The 25,716-nt window shown below is 65.6% G+C and carries 23 protein-coding genes; 8 read left to right on the top strand and 15 right to left on the bottom strand.

Annotation, left to right across the window (positions count from 1 at the left end; translation table 11 throughout):
* Positions 1-3: 3 nt before the first annotated feature.
* Both lolB and AQ611_RS15595 read right to left on the bottom strand, forming a co-directional pair.
* Positions 4-642: a lipoprotein insertase outer membrane protein LolB gene (lolB, locus tag AQ611_RS15600; protein WP_173678712.1), complete on the bottom strand. Its 639-nt coding sequence runs from the start codon at positions 640-642 to the stop codon at positions 4-6.
* Positions 639-2,459: a tetratricopeptide repeat protein gene (locus tag AQ611_RS15595; RefSeq protein ID WP_059517771.1), complete on the bottom strand. Its 1,821-nt coding sequence runs from the start codon at positions 2,457-2,459 to the stop codon at positions 639-641. Before AQ611_RS15595 ends, lolB begins: the two co-directional genes overlap by 4 nt.
* A gap of 519 nt (positions 2,460-2,978) precedes the next feature.
* Here AQ611_RS15595 and mutM point away from each other — a divergent pair.
* Both mutM and mutY read left to right on the top strand, forming a co-directional pair.
* Positions 2,979-3,806: a bifunctional DNA-formamidopyrimidine glycosylase/DNA-(apurinic or apyrimidinic site) lyase gene (mutM, locus tag AQ611_RS15590; protein WP_059517773.1), complete on the top strand. Its 828-nt coding sequence runs from the start codon at positions 2,979-2,981 to the stop codon at positions 3,804-3,806.
* 4 nt (positions 3,807-3,810) lie between these two features.
* Positions 3,811-4,917, top strand: a complete 1,107-nt coding sequence (gene mutY / locus AQ611_RS15585; RefSeq protein ID WP_069235007.1) for an A/G-specific adenine glycosylase — start codon at positions 3,811-3,813, stop codon at positions 4,915-4,917.
* 224 nt (positions 4,918-5,141) lie between these two features.
* On the opposite strand, the gene AQ611_RS15580 is transcribed toward mutY, so the two are convergent.
* The 11 genes from AQ611_RS15580 to kdsD all read right to left on the bottom strand — a co-directional run bounded on the left by AQ611_RS15580 (position 5,142) and on the right by kdsD (position 14,366).
* Positions 5,142-5,774 (bottom strand): LON peptidase substrate-binding domain-containing protein, encoded by a 633-nt coding sequence (locus tag AQ611_RS15580; protein WP_069235006.1) that lies wholly within the window; start codon positions 5,772-5,774, stop codon positions 5,142-5,144.
* A gap of 26 nt (positions 5,775-5,800) precedes the next feature.
* A complete protein-coding gene (gene rapZ, locus AQ611_RS15575; RefSeq protein WP_059517779.1) occupies positions 5,801-6,694 on the bottom strand; it encodes an RNase adapter RapZ in 894 nt (297 codons plus the stop codon).
* Between the two features lie 72 nt (positions 6,695-6,766).
* Positions 6,767-7,735, bottom strand: coding sequence for an HPr(Ser) kinase/phosphatase (gene hprK, locus AQ611_RS15570; protein ID WP_004195225.1), 969 nt, complete (start codon positions 7,733-7,735; stop codon positions 6,767-6,769).
* A 120-nt stretch (positions 7,736-7,855) separates the two neighbouring features.
* On the bottom strand, positions 7,856-8,365 hold the full coding sequence (gene ptsN, locus AQ611_RS15565) for a PTS IIA-like nitrogen regulatory protein PtsN (protein WP_059517781.1): 510 nt from the start codon (positions 8,363-8,365) through the stop codon (positions 7,856-7,858).
* A 232-nt stretch (positions 8,366-8,597) separates the two neighbouring features.
* Positions 8,598-8,954 carry a ribosome hibernation-promoting factor, HPF/YfiA family gene (gene hpf / locus AQ611_RS15560; RefSeq protein ID WP_059517783.1) on the bottom strand — a complete coding sequence of 119 codons (357 nt, stop codon included), beginning with the start codon at positions 8,952-8,954 and terminating at the stop codon, positions 8,598-8,600.
* 151 nt (positions 8,955-9,105) lie between these two features.
* Entirely contained in the window at positions 9,106-10,602 is a 1,497-nt protein-coding gene (locus AQ611_RS15555; RefSeq protein WP_059517785.1) for an RNA polymerase factor sigma-54, read from the bottom strand.
* A gap of 147 nt (positions 10,603-10,749) precedes the next feature.
* The gene (lptB, locus tag AQ611_RS15550) at positions 10,750-11,526 is read right to left on the bottom strand and encodes an LPS export ABC transporter ATP-binding protein (protein ID WP_059517787.1); all 777 of its coding nucleotides are present in this window, start codon (positions 11,524-11,526) and stop codon (positions 10,750-10,752) included.
* Complete coding sequence (lptA, locus tag AQ611_RS15545) at positions 11,523-12,188, bottom strand: lipopolysaccharide transport periplasmic protein LptA (RefSeq protein ID WP_059517789.1); 666 nt, start codon at positions 12,186-12,188, stop codon at positions 11,523-11,525. Before lptA ends, lptB begins: the two co-directional genes overlap by 4 nt.
* An 18-nt stretch (positions 12,189-12,206) precedes the next feature.
* Positions 12,207-12,821, bottom strand: a complete 615-nt coding sequence (gene lptC / locus AQ611_RS15540) for an LPS export ABC transporter periplasmic protein LptC (RefSeq protein ID WP_059517791.1) — start codon at positions 12,819-12,821, stop codon at positions 12,207-12,209.
* 4 nt (positions 12,822-12,825) lie between these two features.
* Positions 12,826-13,383, bottom strand: coding sequence for a KdsC family phosphatase (locus AQ611_RS15535; protein WP_069235005.1), 558 nt, complete (start codon positions 13,381-13,383; stop codon positions 12,826-12,828).
* Complete coding sequence (kdsD, locus tag AQ611_RS15530; protein ID WP_059517795.1) at positions 13,383-14,366, bottom strand: arabinose 5-phosphate isomerase KdsD; 984 nt, start codon at positions 14,364-14,366, stop codon at positions 13,383-13,385. Before kdsD ends, AQ611_RS15535 begins: the two co-directional genes overlap by 1 nt.
* A gap of 395 nt (positions 14,367-14,761) precedes the next feature.
* Between kdsD and AQ611_RS15525 the strand changes: the two genes are divergently transcribed.
* The 5 genes from AQ611_RS15525 to purU all read left to right on the top strand — a co-directional run bounded on the left by AQ611_RS15525 (position 14,762) and on the right by purU (position 19,923).
* Positions 14,762-16,771, top strand: a complete 2,010-nt coding sequence (locus AQ611_RS15525) for a monovalent cation:proton antiporter family protein (protein ID WP_069235004.1) — start codon at positions 14,762-14,764, stop codon at positions 16,769-16,771.
* Between the two features lie 110 nt (positions 16,772-16,881).
* Positions 16,882-17,448 carry an adenine phosphoribosyltransferase gene (locus tag AQ611_RS15520; protein ID WP_069235003.1) on the top strand — a complete coding sequence of 189 codons (567 nt, stop codon included), beginning with the start codon at positions 16,882-16,884 and terminating at the stop codon, positions 17,446-17,448.
* Positions 17,449-17,494: 46 nt separating this feature from the next.
* The gene (locus tag AQ611_RS15515) at positions 17,495-18,109 is read left to right on the top strand and encodes a LysE family translocator (protein WP_059517800.1); all 615 of its coding nucleotides are present in this window, start codon (positions 17,495-17,497) and stop codon (positions 18,107-18,109) included.
* Positions 18,110-18,123: 14 nt separating this feature from the next.
* Positions 18,124-18,981: an NUDIX hydrolase gene (locus tag AQ611_RS15510; protein ID WP_069235344.1), complete on the top strand. Its 858-nt coding sequence runs from the start codon at positions 18,124-18,126 to the stop codon at positions 18,979-18,981.
* 60 nt (positions 18,982-19,041) lie between these two features.
* Positions 19,042-19,923, top strand: coding sequence for a formyltetrahydrofolate deformylase (gene purU, locus AQ611_RS15505; protein ID WP_059518040.1), 882 nt, complete (start codon positions 19,042-19,044; stop codon positions 19,921-19,923).
* Between the two features lie 155 nt (positions 19,924-20,078).
* Here the strand turns inward: purU and AQ611_RS15500 are convergent, their stop codons facing one another.
* Entirely contained in the window at positions 20,079-21,164 is a 1,086-nt protein-coding gene (locus AQ611_RS15500; RefSeq protein ID WP_059517802.1) for an AI-2E family transporter, read from the bottom strand.
* A gap of 303 nt (positions 21,165-21,467) precedes the next feature.
* Entirely contained in the window at positions 21,468-24,335 is a 2,868-nt protein-coding gene (gene uvrA, locus AQ611_RS15495; protein WP_059517804.1) for an excinuclease ABC subunit UvrA, read from the bottom strand.
* 144 nt (positions 24,336-24,479) lie between these two features.
* On the opposite strand from uvrA, the gene AQ611_RS15490 reads away from it, so the two are divergent.
* A complete protein-coding gene (locus AQ611_RS15490; protein ID WP_059517806.1) occupies positions 24,480-25,667 on the top strand; it encodes an MFS transporter in 1,188 nt (395 codons plus the stop codon).
* Positions 25,668-25,716 lie beyond the last annotated feature (49 nt).

The raw sequence follows: 25,716 nt of genomic DNA, 5'->3' as shown, positions 1-25,716 counted from the left end.
CGCTCAGTGCTCGAGCACGAGCTTGATGTCGAGCGCGGGCTCTTGCCGCATCAGGTCGACGCGCTTGACGCCGACTGCGGGCGCGTCGGCGTATGCGAGATAATCGATGGTCCAGCCGTCCTGGCGGATTTCCTTGATGCGTGTGCCGTCTTGCGGGTCGCGCACGGTTTCGGCGGGCGTCGCGGGAGCGGGGGCCGGCTGTAGCCAGTAGCGCAGCCCGTCGAGCGGCAGCGAGAAGCCGAGCGTTTTTTGCATCAGCTCGCCGACGTCCGATGCATACTGCGGTTCGCGGTTCGGCAGCTCGAGCGATGCGCCGTCGGGCGCCGATTTGACGATTGCGAGCGTTTGCCCGAGCGGATTCCTCAATTCGAGCGTCACGCTCGCGCCTTGCTCCTGCCAGTCGAAATTGCCGTAGACGTTGCGCGCCGTGCCGAGTTCATCATGGTATTGCACCGCGAAGCGGCCCGTATATGCGCGGCTCGACGCGGTGCGCAGCGCGTCCGAAGCGGCGGCAGCCGCGCCGGGCGCGCTCGTGCGCGGCGGCGACGCGCAGCCGGCAAGCGCGAGCGCGGCGCAGACCGATGCGGCGAACGCAAAGCCGCGTGCCGCGCGTGGCATGGCGAAACGCTTCATCGCGATCAAAGCCCGTTCACCTGAAAACGCTTGAGCGTCTGCACGAGCGTGTCATTGTCCGGCTCGAGCTTGCGCGCGGCGCGCCACGCGGCGCGTGCTTCGTCCTGCGAGCCGCTTTTCCACAGCACTTCACCGAGATGCGCGCCGATTTCCGCGTTCGGCTGCAGATCGTATGCGCGCTGCAGGATTTGCTTGGCGTTGGCGGTATCGCCGAGGCGATACTTGACCCAGCCGAGGCTGTCCATGATGAATGCGTCGTTGGGCGCGAGCGTGTTCGCCTTCTCGATCAGCTTGCTCGCTTCCTGCAGGCGCAGATTGCGATCGGCAAGCGAATAGCCGAGCGCGTTGTACGCCTGCGGATTGTCCGGCTGTGCACGCATCAGCAGGCGCAATTGCTGTTCCATCGTCGTGTATTGGCCGATCTTTTCGCACGCCATTGCGTAGTCGTAACGCAGATCGGCATCGTCCGGAAAATCGTTGACGGCCTGCGCGAGCCGGTCCGCGGCTTCCTTGTAGCGCTTCGCGCTGAAGAGGAGCGATGCGTCGGTGCGCACGACCATTGCGGCGTCGCGCGGGTCGGACGGCTGCAGGTTCGCGAGCAATTTGCGCGCTTCGTCGGTCTTGCCTTGCTTTTGCAGCAATTGCGCGCGCGTGATCTGCGCGGACAGGTATTGCTGGCTCGATTCGTCGACCTTGTCGAGCCATTGCGCGGCAAGCGCATCGTTGTTCTGGTCGAGCGCGATCTGCGCGAGATAGACGTAAGCCTGCCCGACGTCCGCGCCGGATTTCTTCTGCGCGACCCGCACATAATCCTTCAGGTACGCGCTTGCCTCGTCGAGATGCTTCTGCTGAATCTTGATGAGCGCGAGCGCCATCAGCGGCGTCGGGTCGCGCGAGTCGTTCTTGCGCATCGCTTCGAATTGCGTTTGCGCGTCGTTCAGGCGATCGTCGGCAAGATAGAGCTGGGCGAGCGCCAAGCGGCCGTCGCGGGACTTCGGGTTCTGCTGGACGAACTTTTCGAACGATGCGATGCCGCTCGCGCGTTCGGCCGGCCCCATTTGCGACAGCATCAGCGCTGCGGGCAGATAGTCGGGTTTGATGCGCAGCGCTTCCTTCAGCGACTGCACCGCGCCGGTTTTGTCGTCGGTCGCGAGTAGCTGCCGCGCGATCGCGAGCCGCGCTTGCGGACGGTTCATGTCGTTCTTCAGCAGATCCTGCAGAACGGTCAGGCCGCCGACGCGGTTCGGCCCGCGCGACAGCAGCGCCTGCAGCGCGAGAATCGCGTCGCCCCGGGTGTCGGGCGACGTGCGCGCGAGTTCTTGCGCGAGCAGCGGCTGCGCGTCGGCGGGCCGGCCGCCGAGCACGAGCAAAGCGGCGTCGACTTGCCCGGCGCGCTGCGAATTCGGTGCATACTCGCGCCACAGATTCGCTGCGGACAGCGCATCGGCCGGGCTTTGCGCGGCGAGCGCGATTTCGGTTGCGCGCTGTGCCATGCGCGGATCGCGCGTGTCGCGCGCGAGCGCCAGGTAGGTCTGGTACGCGGGCGCGGGCAGATTGCGCTGCAGGGCGACCTCGGCCGCGAGCACCTGATAGACGATCTGGCTTGTCAACGGGACATTCGGCAGATTTTTCTGCTCTTCCGGCAACGTCGGCGCGAAGGCGTCTTGCGATGCGTCGTCGTCTGCCTGGTCTTGCGCATGGACGGGGAAGGCGGCCAACGTCCACGCCGCGATGAGCGCGGCGCCGATCGCATGGCGTACCGGGGCGGTGCGCGGGCTGCGCGCAGCGGCAACGCGCTTCGGGAACAGCTTCGAGGGCAAGGTCATGGAAATCCGTTCAATGTTTCAGCCGATTGTAACGCGCTCGCTACAATACGCGCACTGTTGCCATTTGCTAGCGTGTGTTACGCCCGAAACATGCGCGCGAACGTCCGAAACCGCCCGTTCCTGGCGGAAAATTTCTTCCGGGCGCGGGGCGGGTGGTTTGGCGGCGGGCGGGCTCCGATGCCGCGGTGTCGGCCCAGCCGGCGTTGCCGCGACGGGCCGCGCCGTCATACGGGCGATTTCGGGCATGCTTGCGGCAGCCGTTTTCGGTTCGCGCTTGTCGCACGGGCGGACGTTCGTGCTGCATGACGCTTGCCGCCGGGATGTGCGGGGCGTTACCCGTGCTGCATCCCGCGGGCATTTGTGCTGTCCGTCGCGGTGACGGGATTTCCGGCGGCTCGTGCCGCAAGTAGGCGGCCGCGGCGGCTCGGCGCCGCGCAAGCGGGCATCGCCGTGGGCTGCGCGTGCATGTCGTCGCGAATGTCAGCAGCCTTTGCTCAGTGAGATAGAGACCAGTCAACCATGCCAGAGTTGCCGGAAGTCGAGGTTACCCGCCGCGGCATCGAGCCGTTCGTCGCAGGCCGGTGCGTGAAGCGCGTCGACGTGCGCACCACGATGTTGCGCTGGCCGGTGCCAGCCGATCTCGCCGATTTGCTGAAGGCGCGCGAGGTGCGCGGCGTCACGCGTCGCGGCAAATATCTGTTGTTCGAAGTCGATGCGGGATGGTTCATCGTCCATCTCGGCATGACGGGTACGCTGCGCGTGCTGCCGACCGGTAAGCCGCCAGCGCCTGAAAAGCACGATCACGTCGACTGGATCTTTGACGAATTCGTGTTGCGCTTTCGCGATCCGCGCCGTTTTGGCGCCGTGCTCTGGCATCCGCGCGATGCCGGCGACGTGAGTGCGCACCCGCTGCTCGCGAGCCTGGGTGTCGAGCCGTTCTCTCAAGCTTTTTCGGGCGCGCTGATGCATGTGCGCACGCGCGGGCGCACGGTGTCGGTCAAGCAGGCGCTGCTTGCGGGCGATATCGTCGTCGGCGTGGGTAATATCTATGCGTCCGAGAGCCTCTTTCGCGCGGGCATCCGGCCGACTGTCGCGGCCGGGCGCGTGTCGTTGCCGCGTTACGAGCGTCTGGCCGACGCCGTGCGCGCCACGCTTGCCGATGCAATCGACCGGGGCGGCAGCACGCTGCGCGACTTCGTCGGCAGCAGCGGCGAGAGCGGCTACTTCCAGCTCGACTGTTTCGTCTACGACCGCGCGGGCAAGCCGTGCCGGGTTTGCGGCACGCCGATCCGGCAGATCGTCCAGGGTCAACGGTCGACCTATTTTTGTCCGAATTGCCAGCATTGAAATCTTGAAACCTCCTCGCACTCCTCCCCCAGCCGCCGCCGTCACGCCGCTTCACCGGAGCTTTGCGCCGACGCTGATCGAATGGCAGCGCAAGCACGGCCGCCACGATCTGCCGTGGCAGAACACGCGCGATCCGTACCGGATCTGGTTGTCCGAGATCATGCTCCAGCAGACGCAGGTGTCGACGGTCGTGCCGTACTATGTGCGCTTTCTTGAGCGTTATCCGGACGTCGCCGCGCTCGCGGCCGCGCCGATCGACGATGTGATGGCGTTGTGGGCCGGGCTTGGCTACTACTCGCGCGCGCGCAATCTGCATCGTTGCGCGCAGGCTGTTGTCGAGCAGCATGGCGGCGCATTTCCTGCGACGCCCGATGCGCTTGCCGAATTGCCGGGCATTGGCCGCTCGACGGCCGCGGCGATCGCGTCGTTCGCGTTTGGCGCGCGTGCGACGATCCTCGACGGCAATGTGAAGCGGGTGCTCGCGCGCGTGTTCGGCGTCGAGGGTTTTCCGGGCGACAAGCGCGTCGAGAACGAGATGTGGGCGCTTGCCGAGGCGTTGTTGCCAGATGCGGCCAACCCGGCCGACGTGACCGCTTACACGCAGGGTTTGATGGACCTTGGCGCGACGCTGTGCGTGCGCGGCAAGCCCGATTGCGCGCGCTGCCCGTTCGTGGGCGATTGTGTCGCGCAGCGCACCGGCAGACAGCGCGAGCTGCCGGCCGCGCGCCCGAAGAAGGCAGTGCCCACGCGTCGCACGTGGATGCTGGTGCTGCGTGACGGCGACGCGGTGTTGTTGCAGCGGCGCCCGCCCGCAGGCATTTGGGGCGGCTTATGGAGCCTGCCCGAGGCGGACGGCGATGCGGCGCTCGCGCGCCGCGCGCGCGAATTCGGCGGCGCGAAGCCGGTGCCGCTCGCGCCGCTCACCCATACGTTTACGCACTTCAAGCTCGAGATCGAGCCGCGGCTCGCGCAACTCGACGGCACGGCGGCGGCCGTGCCGCAAGCGGCCGACGACGAGACCGCATGGGTGCCGCTCGACAAGCTCGATGCTTACGGCGTGCCCGCGCCGGTGCGCAAGCTGCTCGACGGGTTGACCGGGTCGTTGCTTTAGGGCGGTGCGAGGGTGGCAATGCCGTTTGGGCGGTTATCCGGCGTCCGGCCGGGTCGAAAAAGGCGGCCCGAACGGGCTGATCCGAGCGGCTGGTGCTGCCTGCGCCGAAAGGCAGCGGCGAGCAGCGCCGGAGCATCGCCATTACCGGCGCTGGAGGGGGCAGGACAGCAAGGCGCAACGGATTGCCGCGGCGGGGGCCCCTGCAATGGCGATCCCGGCGTGATCTACAGCCATCCATGCCGATGCAATTCCCGATGCACCGCGTCGATGCGCGCGCCGACATCGGGAAACTCCATCAGCTTTTGCCGCGCGCGTAAATCGAGCGGCAGCACTTCGGCAAGCCGATTCGACACCCAGGTAGGGTCGTCGAAACGAAATGGTTCGATGAACGGCAGCTCGGTCCCGGATTTGCGCAACGCCTCGATGATCCGCTCGAGTGCTTCCGAGCACGCGCCGAAGCGGGCAAGCGCGTCGTCGCCGTCGAGCGGGAGGTCGTCTTGCATCGGCTCGGCGATGCCGACCAGCAAGCCGTTCGATTCGACCCGGTGCGACAACAGCTCGAAGCGCTGCGTGCCGAGCGTGCGCAGGTAGAGCATGCCGAATTCGCCGGTGTCGCATTCGATGATCCGCGCCATGCAGCCGATCGTTTCCGGCACTGATATTTCGCCTTCCTGAGCGACTTCGGGGCCGCTTTTCAGCAGGCATACGCCGAACGGTGCATTGTCGCGCAGGCAGGCGCGCGCCATGTCCAGATAACGCGCCTCGAACACTTTCAGAGGCAGCAGCCCGCCGGGGAACAGTACCGTATGCAGCGGGAAAAGCGGCAAATCGATTAGCGTGGTCGACAGAGAGGACATGGCGGGGCCGGGGTGCAGGAGCGGCGCTAGGTGACTAGCCGCGACGACGCGTCCACATCGACGGGCGCGTCACGATGCCGCACGATCACATTGGCCTGTTGCGAAAGACGGGCGGCAAGCGTCTCCGCGAGAAATACCGACCTGTGCTGGCCGCCTGTGCAACCGATGGCGACTGTCAGATAGCTGCGGTTGTCTTCGCGAAAATGCGGCAGCCATTTGACGAGAAACGATTCGATGTCGTCCAGCATTTGATGGACGATGGGCAATGCGTCGAGAAACGCGACGACCGGCCTGTCGAGCCCGGTGAGCGGGCGCAGTTCGTGATCGTAGTACGGATTGGGCAACGCGCGCACGTCGAACATGAAATCGGCGTCGAGCGGCACGCCCCGCTTGAAGCCGAACGATTCGAACATCAACACGAGATCGTCGTTTTTCTGCTCGATGAAACGTTTGACCCACGTGCGCAGTACGTTCGCGCGCAGATTGCTCGTGTCGATCTGATGGCCGAACTCGGCGAGCGGGGCGACGAGGTCGCGCTCGCGCTCGATGGCTTCTTCCAGCGACGATAGCAGGCCGATGTCCGCGTCCTGCGACGGCGAGCCCGACAGCGGGTGGCGGCGGCGCGTCTCGGAGAAGCGCTGGATCAGCGCCTGCGTGCTTGCGTTCAGAAACAGCACGCGCACATCGTGCGCGTGCGACAACGCCCGGATCAAGACGGGCATTTCGTCGAGCGATGCGCTCGAGCGCGCGTCGATCGCCACGGCGAGCCGGTGCTGACCTTCGTCGGCTAGATAGCGGGCAAGCTCGGGCAGAACGCGCGGCGGCAAGTTGTCGACGCAGTAGTAGCCTGCGTCCTCGAGCGCGTTCAGCGCGACGGATTTGCCGGAGCCGGAAATGCCGGTGATGAGGACAATGCGCATGAGCAGAGGGAATCGTGACGTTTCATCATAGCACCGGCTCGCGTGCGCGCATCGTCGCGCAGCCGGCGCGGGTTAGACGAGCTTGCCGGGGAACTGGCTGTCCGGGTCTTGCATGGCCAGGCGCTGGCGGTCCATGAAGTCGCGCAGGGTATCGATGCCGCGCAATTGCAGGATCGTGTTGCGCACCGCCGCCTCGACGAGCACCGCGAGGTTGCGGCCCGCCGCGACTTGAATCGTGACCTTGCTGATCGGCAGGCCGAGCACGTCGACCGTTTGGCTTTCGAGCGGCAGCCGCTGGAATTCGCCGTCCGGCCGGCGCACGAGCTGAACGATCAGCTTCAGCTTCATTTTCCGGCGCACCGCGGTTTCGCCGAAGATCGTCTTGATGTCGAGCAGGCCGAGGCCGCGCACTTCGAGCAGGTTTTGCAGCAGCGGCGGGCAGCGCCCTTCGACGAAATCGGGGCCAAGTCGGACGAAATCGACGGCGTCGTCGGCGACCAGCCCGTGCCCGCGGCTGATCAATTCGAGCCCAAGCTCGCTCTTGCCGAGCCCCGAATCGCCGGTGAGCAGCACGCCCATGCCGAGGATGTCGAGGAACACGCCGTGCAGCGTCGCGCGCGGCGCGAGGATGCGCGACATGTAGAGGCGCAGGCTGTCGATCACGGCGGCGGCCGACATCGGCGTGGTGAAAAGCGGCGTCGACGAGCGCGTGCAGCGCAAAACAAGCTCGGGCGGTGCGGCCGCGCCGCCCGCGACCACGAGAAACGGCGGTTCGAGCGCGATCAGCTCGGCCATGTGGCGAGAGCGGTCTTCGTCAGTCTGGCGTTGGTAGTAGTCGATTTCCGCTTCGCCCAGCACCTGGATCCGGTTCGGGTGGATCAGATTCAGGTGGCCGACGAGATCGGCGCTCGACGTCGCGTTCGCGACCGTGTCGGCGGAGAATCCGCGCTCCCAGCCTTCATGCCCCGTCAGCCAGCTCAGCTTCAGCATGGCGGCGTTGTCGTCGAAGATGCTCTGGGCGTTGATGCTGGACGTATCCATGAGTCCGTCACTCCAAGGGATCGGCACGCCGATGCCGCAACGGCGGTTGCGGCGCGGGCCCGGCGGTGGGCGGCTCGGTCTGGCGGCGCAAGCCGCAACAATGGGGCGCGAACCGTTCCCTCAAGGTTGCCACTGAGTCAGCAGCCGATGCAACTCATCGCGGTCCGTTTCGGTGTGCAGACGCTCTCGTGTGTCGCGGTCGGATAAGAGCTGGGCGATTTCGGAGAGGATTTCGAGATGCTGCTGCGTCGCCTGTTCCGGCACGAGCAGAAAGATCAGCAGCGAGACGGGCTGACCGTCCGGCGCTTCGAACGGAATCGGTTCCGCGAGCCTTACGAACGCGGCGAGCGGGTGCTTGAGCCCCTTGATCCGGCCGTGCGGAATCGCGACGCCTTCGCCGAGGCCCGTCGAGCCGAGGCGCTCGCGTGCGAAGAGATTGTCGGTGACGGTACTGCGGGCGATGCCGTTCTGATTCTCGAAGATCAGGCCGGCTTGTTCGAAGACGCGTTTCTTGCTGGTGACGGAGAGGTCGACGACGACATTCTCCGGAGGCAGGATTTTGGCTAGGCGATTCATGTTGGCAAGCATGAGGGCGGCCTGGGGTCTCCTCGCGGCGGACTGATTTTCCATATTGGACAAAAAGACGGCGTTAGGCGACGGAGACTGGAGAAAACGCGGCGAACCGGTTCACGCCCCCGATGATAATTCGGACATTATAGAGCACTGTAAGCGGTGCCGCGCATCGTGCTAAACACGGGCCGTCGCTTGCCGGATACGGCCCGCGCGCATCGTGCGGCGGCATTCGGCTCATGAAAAAGCCCGCGCGTGGCGGGCCGCTTGGTTGGCGCGGATGCGCCGCCGGTCATTGCGGAGGCAACTCGATTTCGGCCGACTGATGATGCTTGATCGGTTCGTGAACGTGCGCTTGCAAGCGCTCCATGTGCTTGACGACTTGCCGGTCGAGTTTGTCGATCAGCAGATCGATCGCTGCATACATATCGCCGTTCGCGCTTTCGACGAAGATGTCTTTACCTTTCAGATGCAGCGTGATTTCCGCTTTTTGCCGTCTGTCCTTTTCCTTGTGATTGTCGACCGTGAGGATCACAGCGCCATCGATGACCTGATCGCTATGTCGTAGCACCCTGTCGAGCTTGGTGATCACGTATTCGCGAATAGCAGGCGTGACTTCGAGATGGTGTCCACTGATCTTCAGGTTCATAGTGCTTCTCCATGCTGATGACCACCTTCCGCGTAGAGGCGGCAGCGCCTGCCGATCGCGTATGCCGGTGCTCGCGGTGGCGAGCGGATGGATCGGCCGGCTTTGCCGTCGACGGTGCGGCGGCCGGAAAATGCCCGCCGAGCACGACGGGCTACAGAGACTTGCGCAGATTCACCGCGGGGATTTTCAGGGCTTCGCGATACTTGGCAACCGTGCGGCGCGCGACCACGAACCCCTGTTCCGCCAGCAGCTCGGCTATGCGGCTGTCTGAAAGAGGAGATTTAGGGTCTTCGGCTCCTATCAGTTGTTTGATGAGGGCGCGGATCGCAGTGGATGACGCGGCGCCCCCGGTGTCCGTCGATACGTGCGATCCAAAGAAGTACTTGAATTCGAGCGTACCGAACGGGGTCAACATGTACTTGCCGGTTGTCACACGGGAGACAGTCGACTCGTGTAGGCCCAGCGTATCAGCTATTTCCCGCAAAACCAAGGGGCGCATGGCAATTTCGCCGTGCGCGAAGAAATTCTTTTGACGCTCGACAATCGCTTGTGCAACGCGAAGAATCGTCTCGAAGCGCTGCTGGATGTTCTTGATCAGCCAGCGCGCCTCTTGCAATTGCTGCTTGAGCGAACCCGTGCCCGGATCACCGCGGCTATTGCGCAGAATATTCGCGTACAGATGGTTGATCCGCAGCCGCGGCACCACGTCCGGATTGAGTTCGGCCTGCCAGCCCTGGCCCGCTTTCTTCACAATGATGTCGGGCACCACGTAGTCCGCTTCGGCCTTGCCGTATGCCGCACCGGGGAACGGTTCGAGCGAGCGGATCAACGCGTGCGCATCGCGCAGCTCGTCGTCGCCCGTCTTCAATTGCTTGCGCAGGCGCGTGAAATCGCGCGCGGCGAGCAGCTCCAGATGCTGTGACACGATGTCGAGCGCGAGCGCGCGTGTCGGGGACGGATCGAGACGCAGCAATTGCAGCTTCAGGCACTCGGCCGGGGAGCGCGCGCCGACGCCCGCCGGATCGAAGCTGTGCAGCAGCGCGAGCGCCGCGTTCAGCTCGTCGGCGTCGACTTCGAGTTCGGCCGGCAGATCGGCGAGGATTTCGTCGAGCGATGCCGTCAAATAGCCGTCGTCGTCGAGCGATTCGATCAGGAACGTTACGAGTGCGCGATCGCGCGGGCTGGCCTGCGTGACGCACAGTTGAGCGGTGAGATGATCGCGCAGCGATGTCGTCGTTTCGTGGATTTGCAGCGGTGGCAGATCGTCGTCGTCGGAGGCGGCGCTCGAGCGGCCGAATTCGTCGAGATTCCACGGGCTTGTGTCGCTGCTGTCGGACGAATAGTTATCGTATTCATCGACGCCCGCAGGTTCGGTGTGCTCGCTCGTCGAGCTGGTGCCGTTCGACAGGCCGGGTTGCGGATCGGGCGCGGACGGGGCGGGCGTGTGGGCGATCAACGAGCCGTCGGCCGCAACGCGCAGCGGGCTCGCGATCCAGTCGTCGTTTTCGAGCAGCGGATTTTGCGCGACCGCCATCGCGACTTCCTGCTGCAGTTCAAGCGTCGACAACTGCAGCAACCGGATCGATTGCTGCAGTTGCGGCGTGAGCGCGAGATGCTGCGACAGGCGGAGTTGGAGACTGGCTTTCATGGCAAAGAGGGAGTCATACCGGCAGTTTGCCACGAGGGCGGCGCATTGAGGCAATCGAATGACGCGCGGCAGCGGAAGGGGCGCGGGAGCGCGCACCGCGCGAAGCGCGGCGGCGTGCGAAAGGGCGGGCGGGGGATTCCGCGCCGCTCACATGCGGAAGTGCTCGCCGAGGTAGACGCGCCGCACGCTTTCGTTTTCGATGATTTCCTGCGGCGCGCCGGAGGCGAGAACCGACCCGTCGCTGATGATGTACGCGTGATCGCAGATGCCGAGCGTTTCGCGCACGTTGTGATCGGTGATCAGCACGCCGATGTTGCGCTGCTTGAGGAACTTCACGATCTTCTGGATTTCGAGCACCGCGATCGGATCGACGCCCGCGAACGGCTCGTCTAGCAAGATGAAACTCGGGTTGCTCGCGAGCGCGCGCGCGATCTCGACACGGCGGCGCTCGCCGCCCGACAGCGACAGCGCCGGATTCTCGCGCAGGTGCGCGATCTGCAGCTCGTCGAGGAGCGCCTCGGTGCGCGCGCCGATTTCGTCTTTCGTGAGCCGCTTACCGTTGTCGCCGTGCTGCAATTCGAGCACCGCGCGGATGTTCTGCTCGACGCTCAGCTTGCGGAACACCGACGCCTCCTGCGGCAAATACGACAGGCCGAGCGATGCGCGCTTGTGGATCGGCATCAGGCTGATCGGGCTGCCGTTCAGCGAGATATCGCCCGCGTCGAGCGGCACGAGGCCGACGATCATATAGAACGACGTGGTCTTGCCGGCGCCGTTCGGGCCGAGCAGGCCGACCACTTCGCCGCTTTTCACGTCGAGCGACACGTCCTTGACGACGGTGCGCGAGCCATAGCGCTTTTTCAGGTTGCGCACGACGAGCGAACTCGACGTGCCGGCCGGCTGACGGTTCGGGAGGGCGTTCATTGGGCGGGCGCTCCCTGCAGATCGGTCGACGGCGCGAGCTTGGCCGGCCCGCCGACGAGCGGCGCGGCGCCGCCGCTTTTCGGCGTCAGCATCGCGCGCACGCGGCCGCCGGGGTTGCCCGGCGCGATGACGTCCTTGCCGCCCCGGGCGGTGTAGAAATCGCGCTGGCCGTCGTAAGTGATCACGCTGCCGTGCACGGTGTCGGCGACGGTGGACTGGCCTTGCAGCCGGCGCACGGTCGCGTTCGTCGTCAGCGTCGTGAGATCCTGCTTGCCGTCGTAGTCGATGCGCTCGGCATCGCCGTCGATGTATTCGTCGAGGCCTTCGCGCTTCTGGCGGAACGACGCGTGCCGCTTGCCGGACGCCGTCGCGGTTGCGTACTGATAGCCTTGCGGGTCCTGGCGCACTTCGACGCGATCGCCCTTGATGATGATCGTGCCCTTCGTGATGACGACGTTGCCCGTGGCGACCGTCACCTGCTTCAGATCGTCATAGGTCAGGTTGTCCGCCTCGACGTTGATCGGCTTGTCGCGGTCGGCTCTTTCGGCGTGCGCCGCAGGCGCCACGCCCGCGAGCGGCAGCACGACGAGCGCTGCCGCGAGTGCGGCGCGAGCGGCGCGATGGGCGCCGCTCGGCAATAAACAGGGGAACGATTCGTTCATGCAGTTCCGCATGGTGAGTTACTTGGGTTGGCTTCGCGCGCCGCCCGACGTGTCGGACGCGGCGATCATGCCGCGCACGTTGCCATACAGCTCGATGACCCGGGTGACGTTGTTGTACTTCATGCCGGCCGTGGCGTTTGCGATCGACAGGCCGCGCTGAAGTTTAACCGGCTTTTCGGTCTCGATCACATCGTCGTTGACCAACACCCGGAAATGCTCGGAATCCGCCTGCATCGGCGGATCGTTCGGGCCTGCCGCGCGCACGATCTGCGCGTTGTCGTATAGATCGACGATCGAGACGTCGCCGTTGACGACGCCGCGTTTGGCGGTCGCGGTCACGGTGGGCTTGCCCGGTTGGAACGCGCGCAGCGCGGGCAGCGTCAGATCGCTGGTTTCGTCGTCTTCGTAATGAACCAGCCCCTCGGCCGTCAACCGGTATTGGGTCGAGCCCGTCTGGTCGAGTTCGGTAACGGAGAAGTTGTTGGCGAAATAATCGGGCGTATGGGATTTCGAATGCTTGATCTCTTCGCCGGGCGGCGGCAGCGTCGCTTGCAGCAGCCAGTACGTGCCGCCCGCGAGCGCTGCCATCGCGACGAGCGGGATCAGCGAAGTCAGCCGGGATTTGCCGTCCATTCGTTCAGACTCCACAAGCGGCTGCGAGCAGCGCGTCGTAGCGATGCTGCGCGCGCAGGATCGCATCGCACACTTCGCGCACCGCGCCGTGTCCGCCCCGCGCCTCGGCCACCCAATGCGCGCGCGCGATCACCTCCGGATGGGCATTCGCCGGCGCGGCCGCGAAACCGCAACGCAGCATCACTGCGAGATCGGGCCAGTCGTCGCCCATGTAGCCGCACGCTTCGGCGGCGATGCCGGTCTTCTGCAACAGTTCGGCGAACGCGGCGGGCTTGTGCTCGACGCCCTGAAACAGATGCGCGATCTTCATCTCGGCCGCGCGCGCGGCGACGATGTCCGAGCGGCGGCCCGTGATGATCGCCGTTGCGATGCCGGCTTCGCGCAACAGCTTGACGCCGTGGCCGTCGAGCGAGTTGAACGACTTCATCGCGTCGCCGGCGGCCGTGAAGTGCAGGCTGCCGTCGGTGAGAACGCCGTCTACGTCGAAAATCATCAGCTTCACGCGGCCGGCGCGCTCGGCCGTGGACGCGGGAGATGAAGGGGACGCGGGGGACGTGGACATCAAATCACCTTCTTCGAGAACAGGTCGTGCATGTTGAGCGCGCCGACCAGCACGCCCGTTTCGTCGACGACGAGCATTTGGTTGATCCGGTGGCGCTCCATCAGCTCCACTGCCTCGACGGCCAGATGGTTCGGCGCGATCGTGCGCGGGTGGCGCGTCATCACGTCGGCGATCGGCAGCCGGCGGAAATCGCCGTCGCGCTCGAGCACGCGGCGCAGGTCGCCGTCGGTGAAGATGCCCGCGACGCGGCCTTGCCCGTCGACGACGGCCGTCATCCCCATGCGCTTCGCGGTGATCTGGAAGAGGGCGTCGGAGAGCGTCGCGTCGAGCGTGACGAGCGGCATTTCGTCGCCGGTGCGCATCACGTCGCGCACGTAGGTCAGCAGACGCCGGCCGAGCGCGCCGCCGGGATGCGAGCGCGCGAAATCGTCGGGGCCGAAGCCGCGCGCGTCGAGCACCGCGACGGCGAGTGCGTCGCCGAGCGCGAGCGCGGCCGTGGTGCTGGCTGTCGGCGCGAGATTCAGCGGACAGGCTTCTTTCGCGACGGCCGCGTTCAGATGGACGTCGGCGAGCTTGGCGAGGCTCGATGCGGGACGGCCGGTCAACGCGATCAGCTTCGCGCCGAGCCGCTTGACGACCGGCAGGATCGCGACGAGTTCGGCCGATTCGCCGGAATACGAGATCGCGATGAACACGTCGTCCGCGGTGACCATGCCGAGATCGCCGTGACTTGCTTCGGCCGGATGCACGAAGAACGCAGGCGTGCCGGTGCTCGCGAGCGTCGCGGCGATTTTACGGGCGATATGCCCCGATTTGCCGATGCCGGAGACGACCACGCGGCCCCGGCAATTCAGCAGGAAGCCGACTGCGCTGACGAAATCTCCGTTGAGCTGATCGGCGAGTGCGCGAACGGCGTTCGCCTCGATGTCGAGCACGTCGCGAGCGAGCGCGAGCGCCCGATCATCATTGATTTTCGCTATCATGCGCGGAGTATAGCAAAGGCGTTTGTTCGCCGCGCCGGGCCCCTGGGGCCTGTTCACGCTGATAACGGGCTGGCAGCGCACATTCGCGCCGGATTCGAAAATCCGCTCGCGGAGCCGGCCACGGCGCCTGCGGGGGCGTCCCGCGGAGCGCAAAGGTCGATCGCCGCGTCATGCCCGTTGCGAATGCGCCGCGCATTCGCGCCGCTTCGAAGCCGGCCCTTGGGCGCCCCACGGGGCTGCCTTCGGTTGCCCCGCCGGGACTTTGTTCGGCCGCCGCGCTCGGTGCGCGCAGCCCGTCATCAGCAAGAGCAGGCCTTAGCGCCCATCTCCCGTAGTCATCTCCCGGCCCAACCGGCGCTTGTATCGCGCCGCCGACGAACGAGGACGCTTCGCCCGTGATTTCTCCGCTCGAAATGACGCTTCTCCTGCTGCTCGCCTCAGTGGTGGGCGTCGTTGTGTTCAGGTCGCTGAATCTGCCGCCGATGCTTGGCTATCTGACCGTCGGCATTCTCGTTGGCCCGCACGCGGCGGGCTTCGCGGCCGACCTCGAGCGCGCCGAGCATCTCGCCGAATTCGGCGTCGTGTTCCTGATGTTCTCGATCGGCCTCGAATTCTCGCTCGCGAAGCTGCGCGCGATGCGCCGGCTCGTGTTCGGGCTCGGGCTCGCGCAGGTGGTCGGCACGATCGCGGTCGCGCTCGTGCTCGGCGCGATCTTCGAGCGCTGGGTGCACATCACGTGGGAGGGCTGCATCGCGCTCGGCGGCGCGCTGGCGATGTCGTCGACGGCGATTGTCTCGAAGATGCTCGCCGAGCGGCTCGAGATCGAGACCGAGCACGGCCGCAACATCTTTGGCGTGCTGCTGTTCCAGGATCTTGCCGTGGTGCCGCTGCTCATCGTGATCGCCGCGTTCGGCGGCGAGTCGTCGAAGGATCTCGCGGTGTCGCTCGGGCTTGCGTCGGTGAAGATCGTCGTCGCGCTCGCGCTGCTGCTCATCGTCGGCCAGCGCTTCATGACCCGCTGGCTCGACGTGGTCGCGCGGCGGCGCTCGCAGGAGCTGTTCGTGCTGAACCTGCTGCTGGTCACGCTCGGCGCCGCGTTCGTCACCGATCGCTTCGGGCTGTCGCTTGCGCTCGGCGCGTTCATCGCCGGGATGCTGATCGCCGAGACGCCATACCGCCATCAGGTGGAGGAGGACATCAAGCCGTTTCGCGACGTGCTGCTCGGCCTGTTCTTCGTGACGACCGGCATGCTGCTCGATCCGAGCGTGATCTGGCGGCATCCGTTCGTGGTTCTGGGTTTCTTCGTCGGCCAGATTTTGTTGAAGAGCATGATGATTACCGGGCTCGCGCGTGCGTTCGGCGCGGCGCCGGGCGTCGCGATGCGTACCGGGCTCGGGCTTGCGCAGGCCGGGGAGTTCGGTTTCGTGCTGCTGAATCTGATTCTCGATCGGCATCTCGTCGATCCCACGCTGTTGCAGGCGATTCTCGCGTCGATGCTGTTGTCGATGCTTGCCGCGCCGTTCCTGATCCAGAACGCGAACCGGATCGTGATGCGGCTGTCGTCCACCGAATGGATGCAGCAGTCGCTGCAAATGACGCGAATCGCGACGCAGAGCCTCAAGCAGCAAGGCCACGTGATCATTTGCGGTTACGGCCGCGCGGGGCAGAACCTGGCGCGGATGCTGGAGCAGGAGGGGATCTCGTATGTCGCGCTCGACCTCGATCCGGACCGCGTGAGCGCGGCGGCGGCCGCCGGCGAATCGGTCGTGTTTGGCGACGCGGCGCGGCGCGAGTCGCTCGTCGCGGCGGGCATTCATCGCGCGGCGGCGGTGGCGATCACGTATGCGAACACGCCGTCCGCGCTGCGCGTGCTGCACAACGTTCACGAACTGGAGCCAACGCTGCCCGCGATCGTGCGCACGGTCGACGATGCCGATCTCGAGAAGCTGCTCGCGGCGGGGGCGACCGAGGTGATTCCGGAGATCGTCGAAGGCAGCCTGATGCTCGCGTCGCATACGCTCGTGCTGATGGGCGTGCCGATGCGGCGTGTGGTGCGGCGCGTGGAGGAGATGCGCGATGCGCGCTACAGTCTGCTGCGCGGCTACTTCCACGGCGCGGACGATGCGGACGACGACGATCACGAGCAGGTGCGGCTACAATCGGTGCCCGTCGACGCGCGTTCGGAGGCGGTCGGCCGCTCGCTTGCCGATCTGGGGCTGTTCGCGCTCGGCCTCGAGGTGACGGCGATCCGCCGGCATGGGATTCGCGGCGTCGAGCCCGATCCGGGCACGTTGCTGCGCGCAAGCGACATTGTCGTGCTGCGCGGCTTGCCGGAGTCGCTCGCGATCGCCGAGGAGCGGCTGTCGCGGCTCAGGCGCGACAGCGGGCCGGCCGCGGCGGTTTGACGCCGTCGCGCGGTTTTTCCGCCGGGTTCGGGCCGCCGCCCGGGTCGAGCCCCGCATGACACGCGGCCCGCGCGTCATCTCGCGCCATTCATTCAGTTTTGGAGAGTTTCATGATTGCCTCGTCGCCCGACGCGCAGCTCGGCCCCGTCGAATTCATCCGCAGCCGGATTCGCACGGTGCCCGACTGGCCTCAGCCGGGCGTGATGTTTCGCGACATCACGCCGTTGTTGCAAAGCGCGAAGGCGCTGCGCGTGCTCGTCGATCTGTTCGTCGAACGTTATGTCGACGCGAAGCTCGACTATGTCGCGGGGCTCGATGCGCGCGGTTTCATCATCGCGCCGATCGTCGCATACGAACTCAATGTCGGTTTCGTGCCGATCCGCAAGGTCGGCAAGCTGCCGTACAAGACGCGCTCGGAGTCGTATGCGCTCGAATACGGCACATCGACCGTCGAGATTCACGAGGACGCGTGCAAGGCCGGCGACCGGATCATCATCGTCGACGACCTGATCGCCACGGGCGGCACGATGATGGCGGGCAAGAACCTGCTCGAGCGGCTCGGCGCGCAGGTCGTCGAGGGCGCGGCGATCGTCGATCTGCCGGATCTCGGCGGCTCGGCGCGGCTGCGCGGCGCGGGTTTGCCGCTTTATACGGTAACCGAATTTTCCGGACACTGAGCGCGTTGCGCGCCGCGTCCGTTTCGAATCATCAAGCGAGCTTGCGATGCCGAATTTCATGTTGTTTCTCGCCGCTTCGCTGGCGATCACGATTGCGCCCGGCCCGGACAACCTGCAGGTGCTTGCGCGCGGCATCTCGCAGGGCCGGACGGCTGCCGTCGTCGCAGCGTTCGGCTTCGCGTCCGGGGTGCTGTTTCACACGACGCTTGCCGCGTTCGGGATCGCCGCGCTGCTGAGTTCGTCGCCCGTCGCGTTTCATCTGCTCAAGCTCGCGGGCGGTGCGTATTTGATCTGGATCGGCGTGAAGGCGCTGACGAGCAAGGGGCTCGCGACCGCGCACGAACGCGCGCCGCAGCCGGTTGCGACGATCTTTCGGCAGAGCGTGATCGGCAGTATGCTGAATCCGAAGGTGACGCTGTTTTTTGTCGTGTTCCTGCCGCAGTTCGTCGATCCGGGCGGCCCGCAGCCCGTTGCGCTGCAAATGTTCGAACTGGGCGTGCTGTTCATGGTTCAGGCGGCCGTCGTATTCTCGGCGTTCGGTCTTGGCGCGGGGGCGATCGGCGCATGGCTCAAGCGCCGGCCGCGTGCGGGCGTCTGGCTCGACCGGCTCGCCGGCGCGACGTTTGTCGCGCTCGGCCTGCGCGTGGCGTTCAACGATTGACGCGGCGCGCGATGATGACCTTCCCGTGCATCGCCGCCGCGCGCCGTTTCGATCCGTCGGCGCACATACCGTTCTGGATCGCCGGGCGGCAGGTCGGCTGGCTGCGCCGCTGCGACGTCGCGCGGCTTGCGCGCTGGCCGGATGTGTTCGAGTTTCCGGCGGGGCGCGTCGAGCTTGCCGCGCGCTATGACAGTGTCGACGCGCGCAGCATGGCGCTGGCAGGGCCGATCGGCGCGCTCGCGGCGGACGGCGCGATCGTCGGCTGGCGCGACGAGATCTACGCGATCCGCAACCGCTTCGACGACCCGCCGCTCGCGTATATCGAGCGTGCGGCGTCGCGCTTCTTCGGTACGCTGACATACGCGGTGCATTTGAACGGCGTCGTAGAATATGCGCCCGCCGAGCCGTTTCGAATGTGGCTGGGCAGGCGCAGTGCGACAAAGGCGACCGACCCTGGAATGCTCGATAACGTCGTCGCGGGCGGCATCGGCTGGGGCCTCGGCATCGAGGACACGCTCGCGAAGGAGTGCTGGGAAGAGGCGGGCATTGCGCCCGAGCTTGCCGCGCGCGCGATTCCCGGCCGCGTTGCGCACGTGCTGTGCTCGCTGCCGGAGGGCACGGAGGCCGAGCAGGTATTCATCTACGATTTGCCGCTGCCGCGCGATTTCTCGCCGTGCAATCAGGACGGCGAAGTGGCCGAGCATCTGCTCGCGGGTGTCGACGAGATCGTCGGCTGGCTGCGCGCGGGCGCGGCAACCGTCGATGCGAGCGTCGCGATGCTCGACAGCCTGGTGCGGCATCGCGCGATTTCGCCCGAAGCCGCGCCCGGGCTCGATGCGCTGTTCGCGCCGCCGCCGCTGGCGTTCGGTTGAGCCGCGCGATGCGGCGCGAATCGATTTGATCAGAAGATTAGAGAAATGGGAGTCGCGGTCATGTCGACCGATCACAGCTTTATCCTGAAACTGTCGTGCCCGGATCGGCACGGCATCGTCCACGCCGTCTCGGGTTTCCTGTTCGAGCGCGGCAGCAATATTCTCGATTCCGCGCAGTTCGGCGACAGCCATACCGGCGAGTTCTTCATGCGCGTGCATTTCGATCGGGCCGACGGGGGCAGTGCCGCCGCCGCGCTCGACGCGCTGCGTGCCGAATTCGCGCCGCTCGCCGCGCAGTTCGACATGCGTTGGGAACTGCATGACGCGTCGGTGAAGCCGCGCGTCGTGATCCTCGTGTCGAAGATCGGCCATTGCCTGAACGATCTGCTGTTCCGTTACCGGACCGGCCAGTTGCCGATCGAGATTTCGGCGATCGTGTCGAACCACAAGGATTTCTATCAGCTCGCCGCGAGCTACGACATTCCGTTCCACCACTTCCCGCTTGCCGCGGGTGCGCCGGCCGATGCGAAGGCCGCGCAGGAGGCGCGCGTGCTCGAGGTGATCGGCGAGCATTCGGCCGATCTCGTCGTGCTCGCGCGCTACATGCAGATCCTGTCGCCGGCGATGTGCGAGCGGCTGGCGGGGCGCGCGATCAATATCCATCATTCGTTTCTGCCGAGCTTCAAGGGTGCGAAGCCGTATTACCAGGCGTTCGATCGCGGCGTGAAGCTGATCGGCGCGACCGCGCACTATGTGACCACCGATCTCGACGAGGGGCCGATCATCGAGCAGGAGGTCGAGCGCGTCGATCACAGCATGACGCCGGACGAGCTGACGGCGGTGGGCCGCGACGTCGAATGCGTGACGCTCGCGCGCGCGGTGAAATGGCACGTCGAGCATCGGATCGTGCTGAACGGCACGAAAACGGTGGTGTTTCGCTGAGCCGGCACGCGGCGGATTTCAAGACCGGCTGCCGCGAGTCCGCGTATCGCGCGCCTGCGGCGGCGCAAAGCGAGAAAAGGAAAAGGCCGCGTTGAACGCGGCCTTTTCCTAGGCGTACACTCGGCGGGACGTCGGCCGGGTGCTCGACGGCGCGCTCAGATGAGCCGCAGATAGAGCAACTCGCGCTTTACGTATGCATAGAAGATCGGCGCGGCGACCACGCCCGGCAGGCCGAACGCCGCTTCCATCACGAGCATCGCCAGTAACAGCTCCCACGCGCGCGACTCGATCTGGCCGCCGATGATCCGCGCGTTCAGAAAATATTCGAGCTTGTGAATGATGACGAGGAACGCAAGCGAGGCGACCGCGGTGCTCATGCTGACCGACAGCGACACCGCCACGATCAGCGTGTTCGAGATCAGGTTACCGATCACGGGCAGCAGGCCGACGATGAACGTGACGAGCACGAGCGTCTTGGATAGCGGCAGCCGCTGGTGGAAGAGCGGCAGCGCGACGAGCAGGTACAGGCTCGTGAAGAACGCGTTGAGCGCGGAGATCTTGATCTGCGCGAACACGATCCGGCGGAACGCGTCGGAAAAGCGCGAGATACGCGTGACGAGCGCGGTGGACAGCGGCTGGCGCGATTTGTTTCGATCGACGCCGATCGCGATCATCGCGCCGATGATCATCCCGAACAGCACATGGCCGAAGCCGCGTGCGACATTCTTGCCGCCTTGCTGGAGCTGATCCATGTGCTTGTTCATCAGCAGCGTGGCCTTCGCGCGCATCTGGTCGGCATCGACGGGCAGCAGGTTCGAGATCCATGCGGGAGTGCGCGCACGCGCCTGATCGACGATCTGCATGAGCTGGCCGAGCAGATTCTGCGCATTCGGAACCGTGTGCTCGAAATGTTCGATAACGGCGATCGTCAGACCGGCGAGGCCGCCGACGATCACGGCCGACAGCAGCACGACCGCAAGCCAGCGCGCGCGCTGGCTCGACATGTGGCGTTCGATCGCGGGCGCGATCATGTGGACGAGCTGATAGACGAGCAGGCCGGCCAGGAGGCCGCCGAGCAGCTTCAGGGACAGGATGAGCCAGAGCGCGACGACGGCGAGGAGGTAGCTGCCGATCTCGATCGCCGAAAGCTTCGGCAGGCTGAAATCGCTCGTTAGCCGGACGCTGCGCAGGTGCGGTTCCCGCGACTGCGGCTCGCGCGTCGGCTCAGATTGCTTCTCCATGACTTTCCCTGTATCTAGACCGCCATCCCGCACGTTTGAGGCCGCAAGCGCGCGGCGGACAATGGCTAGGCATCGCCGCGCAGTATAGCAACGATTGTTGGCCGGAATATTAGGATGTTGTAAGGAAAAATCGCGCGTTGCGCTTGCGGGCGGCGGCCCGTTGTCCGTTGCCCGCGCGGCGAGCGCCGGGCGTTGCGTCGCGGGCGCCCGGCGGGCCGCAGCGCGGCGGGCCCGCAAGCACCGCGCGCGCAAATACCGGCCGCGGCACGCCCGCCGCAGGCCTGCCGCTTGCGCCGGGTCGGGTTACTTGCCGCGCTTCAGAAGCGGGGCCAGATACTTGCCGGTGAAGCTCGCCTTCGTCTTCGACACCTGCTCGGGCGTGCCCTGCGCGATGATCTGGCCGCCGCCCGCGCCGCCTTCCGGACCGAGATCGATGACCCAGTCGGCCGTCTTGATCACGTCGAGATTGTGCTCGATGATGACCACCGTGTTGCCCTGGTCGCGCAGACGGTGGATTACTTCGAGCAGCAGCGCGATGTCGTGAAAGTGCAGGCCGGTCGTCGGCTCGTCCAGGATGTACAGCGTGCGGCCCGTGTCGCGCTTCGACAGTTCCAGCGACAGCTTCACGCGCTGTGCCTCGCCGCCCGACAGCGTCGTCGCCGATTGGCCGAGCCGGATGTAGCCGAGGCCCACGTCGAGCAGCGTCTTCAGCTTGCGCGCGACGACCGGCACCGCGTTGAAGAACTCGTAAGCATGCTCGACCGTCATGTCGAGCACTTCGCTGATGTTCTTGCCCTTGTACTGGACTTCGAGCGTTTCGCGGTTGTAGCGCTTGCCGTGGCACACGTCGCACGGCACGTAGACGTCCGGCAGGAAGTGCATCTCCACTTTCAGCACGCCGTCGCCCTGGCACGATTCGCAGCGCCCGCCCTTCACGTTGAACGAGAAGCGGCCCGGATCGTAGCCGCGCTCCTTCGACGTGGGCACGCCGGCGAACAGTTCGCGAATCGGCGTGAACACGCCGGTATAGGTGGCCGGATTCGAGCGCGGCGTGCGGCCGATCGGCGATTGATCGACGTTGATCACCTTGTCGAAGTGCTCGAGCCCCTCGATCGACTCGTGCGGCGCCGGTTCCGCCGACGAGCCGTACAAATGGCGCGCGACCGCGTGGTACAGCGTGTCGTTGATGAGCGTCGACTTGCCCGAGCCGGACACGCCGGTGATGCAGGTCAAAAGCCCGACCGGCAGTTCGAGGTTCACGTGCTTCAGATTGTTGCCGTGCGCGTCGACGATCCGCAGCATCCGTTCGGCGTTCGGCGCGATCCGCTCGTCCGGGTACTCGATCGTTTTTTTGCCGGACAGGTACAGGCCCGTCAGCGATTCGCCATTGCCCTGCACCTGCTTCGGCGTGCCTTCGGCCACCACCACGCCGCCGTGTTCGCCCGCGCCCGGGCCCATGTCGACCACGTAGTCGGCGGTGCGGATCATGTCCTCGTCGTGTTCGACGACGATCACCGAATTGCCGAGATCGCGCAGATGCTTGAGCGTTCCGATCAGGCGATCGTTGTCGCGCTGGTGCAGGCCGATCGACGGTTCGTCGAGCACATACATCACGCCCGTCAAGCCCGAGCCGATTTGCGACGCGAGCCGGATGCGCTGCGCCTCGCCGCCCGACAGCGTCTCGGCGCTGCGCTCGAGCGACAGATAATCGAGGCCGACGTTGTTCAGGAACGTGAGGCGCGCGACGATCTCCTTGATCACTTTGTCGGCGATCTCGCGCTTTGCGCCGTCGAGCGTCAGGCCGGCGAAATAGCCGAGCGCGTCGCGCAACGGCCAACTGCTGATTTCGTAGATCCCGCGCGCGTAGTCGCCCGCGCCGATTCGCACGTAGCGCGCCTCGCGGCGCAGCCGCGTGCCGTCGCACGACGGGCACGGCTGATTGTTCTGGTATTTCGCAAGCTCCTCGCGCACCGCGACCGAATCGGTTTCGCGGTAGCGGCGTTCGAGGTTCGGAATGATTCCCTCGAACACATGCTCGCGGATCGTCGTGCGGCCGCGCTCGTTGATATAGGAGAACGGAATCGTTTGCTTGCCGGAGCCGAACAGCAGGATCTTCCTGATCTTTTCGGGAAGATCCTCGAACGCCGTGTCGATGTCGAAATCGTAGAATGCCGCGAGGCTTTGCAGCATCTGGAAGTAGAACTGATTGCGCCGGTCCCAGCCCTTCACCGCGCCTGCCGCGAGCGACAGCGACGGATGCGCGACCACCCGCTTCGGATCGAAGAACGTGATCTGGCCGAGGCCGTCGCATTCCGGGCACGCGCCCATCGGGTTGTTGAACGAGAACAGGCGCGGCTCGAGTTCCTGCAGCGAATACGAGCAGACCGGGCACGCGAACTTCGAGCTGAACAGATGCTCGCGGTCGGTATCCATTTCGAGCGCGATCGCGCGGCCGTCGGCCAGGCGCAGCGCGGTCTCGAACGATTCGGCGAGGCGCTGCTTCATGTCCGCGCGCACCTTCAGCCGATCGACGACGACGTCGATCGTATGCTTGTCGTTTTTCTTGAGCTTGGGCAGCGAATCGACCTCGTAGATCTTCGCGACACCCTCGTTCGCCGCGCCGCCGCCCGAGCGCACGCGAAAGCGCACGAAGCCCTGCGCCTGCATTTCCTCGAACAATTCGGCGTGCTCGCCCTTACGGTTCGTGACGACGGGCGCGAGGATCATCAGCTTGGTGTCCTCAGGCAGCGCGAGCGCCGCGTCGACCATCTGCGACACGCTTTGTGCTTCGAGCGGGATTTCGTGGTCCGGGCAATACGGCGTGCCGACGCGTGCGTACAACAGCCGCAGATAGTCGTGGATTTCGGTGACGGTGCCCACCGTCGAGCGCGGATTGTGCGACGTGGCCTTTTGCTCGATCGAAATCGCCGGCGACAAACCCTCGATCAGATCGACATCGGGCTTTTCCATCAACTGAAGGAACTGCCGCGCGTAAGCGGACAGGCTTTCGACGTAGCGCCGCTGGCCTTCCGCATAGAGCGTGTCGAATGCGAGCGACGATTTGCCGGACCCGGAGAGGCCGGTGATCACGATCAGCTTGTGCCGCGGAAGGTCGAGATTGACGTTCTTCAGGTTGTGGGTGCGCGCCCCACGGATACGGATATGTTCCATGAACCCGGCGGAAGAGGAGGGGACCAAACCTGCTACTATAACGACTTTTCGGGACCGTCGTTTCAGGCTCCGAAGCATTGCAAGAGCCGTCAGCAGGGAGCGCTCGCGCCGCCACGCTGCGCCGAGCATTCGAATTCAAGCCCGATGTCCAATCATTCCGTCGCATCCACCCGCATGAGCGCGCCCGAATTGCGCGCGACCACATCGCTCGCGGCCATCTTCGCGCTGCGCATGCTTGGGCTTTTCATGATCATGCCGGTGTTCTCCGTCTACGCGAAGACGATCCCGGGCGGCGACAACGTGCTGCTCGTGGGCATCGCGCTCGGCGCGTATGGCGTCACCCAATCGCTTCTGTACATCTTCTACGGCTGGGCGTCGGACAAGTTCGGGCGCAAGCCGGTGATCGCCGCCGGCCTGCTCGTGTTCGCGCTCGGCAGCTTCATCGCGGCGTTCGCTCACGACATCACGTGGATCATCGTCGGCCGGGTCGTGCAGGGAATGGGCGCGGTGTCGTCGGCGGTGCTGGCGTTCATCGCGGATCTGACGTCGGAGCGTAACCGGACGAAGGCGATGGCGATGGTCGGCGGCTCGATCGGCGTGTCGTTCGCGGTCGCGATCGTCGGCGCGCCGATCCTGTTTCAGTGGGTCGGGATGAGCGGCCTGTTCGCGATCGTCGGTGCGTTGTCGATCGTCGCGATCGGCGTCGTGCTGTGGATCGTGCCCGATGCGCCGCGGCCCGTTCACGTACCCGCGCCGTTCGCCGAGGTGCTGCACAACGTGGAACTGCTGCGCCTGAATTTCGGCGTGCTCGTGCTGCATGCGACGCAGACCGCGCTGTTCCTCGTCGTACCGCGGCTGCTCGTCGATGGCGGGCTGCCTGTCGCGTCGCACTGGAAGGTCTATTTGCCGGTGATGGGGCTTGCGTTCGTGATGATGGTGCCCGCGATCATCGTCGCCGAGAAACGGGGCAAGATGAAACCCGTGCTGCTCGGCGCAATTGCGGCTATCCTGATCGGCCAATTGTTGCTGGGCTTCGCCGCGCATACGATTCTGATTGTCGCGGCGATTCTGTTGGTTTATTTCGTCGGTTTCAATATCCTCGAGGCATCGCAGCCGTCGCTCGTGTCGAAGTTGGCGCCGGGCTCGCGCAAGGGTGCGGCCACGGGCGTGTACAACACGACGCAATCGATCGGGCTCGCGCTCGGCGGCGGTTTGGGTGGCTTCTTGCTGAAGAGCGGGGGGGCGAACACCGTTTTCTTCGCGTGCTCGGCCCTCGTGGCGGTGTGGCTTATAATCGCGGCCCGCATGAAACAGCCGCCGCGCAAGGCCTGACACGCGAGCGCCGGGTGAAGCCGGCACGGCGGCGTGAGGCCGGAGCCGG

Source organism: Burkholderia singularis, from assembly GCF_001718875.1.
Lineage (GTDB): Bacteria > Pseudomonadota > Gammaproteobacteria > Burkholderiales > Burkholderiaceae > Burkholderia > Burkholderia singularis.
The sequence above is the reverse complement of the archived record's forward strand: the minus strand, read 5'-3'. Positions and strand labels throughout refer to the sequence as shown.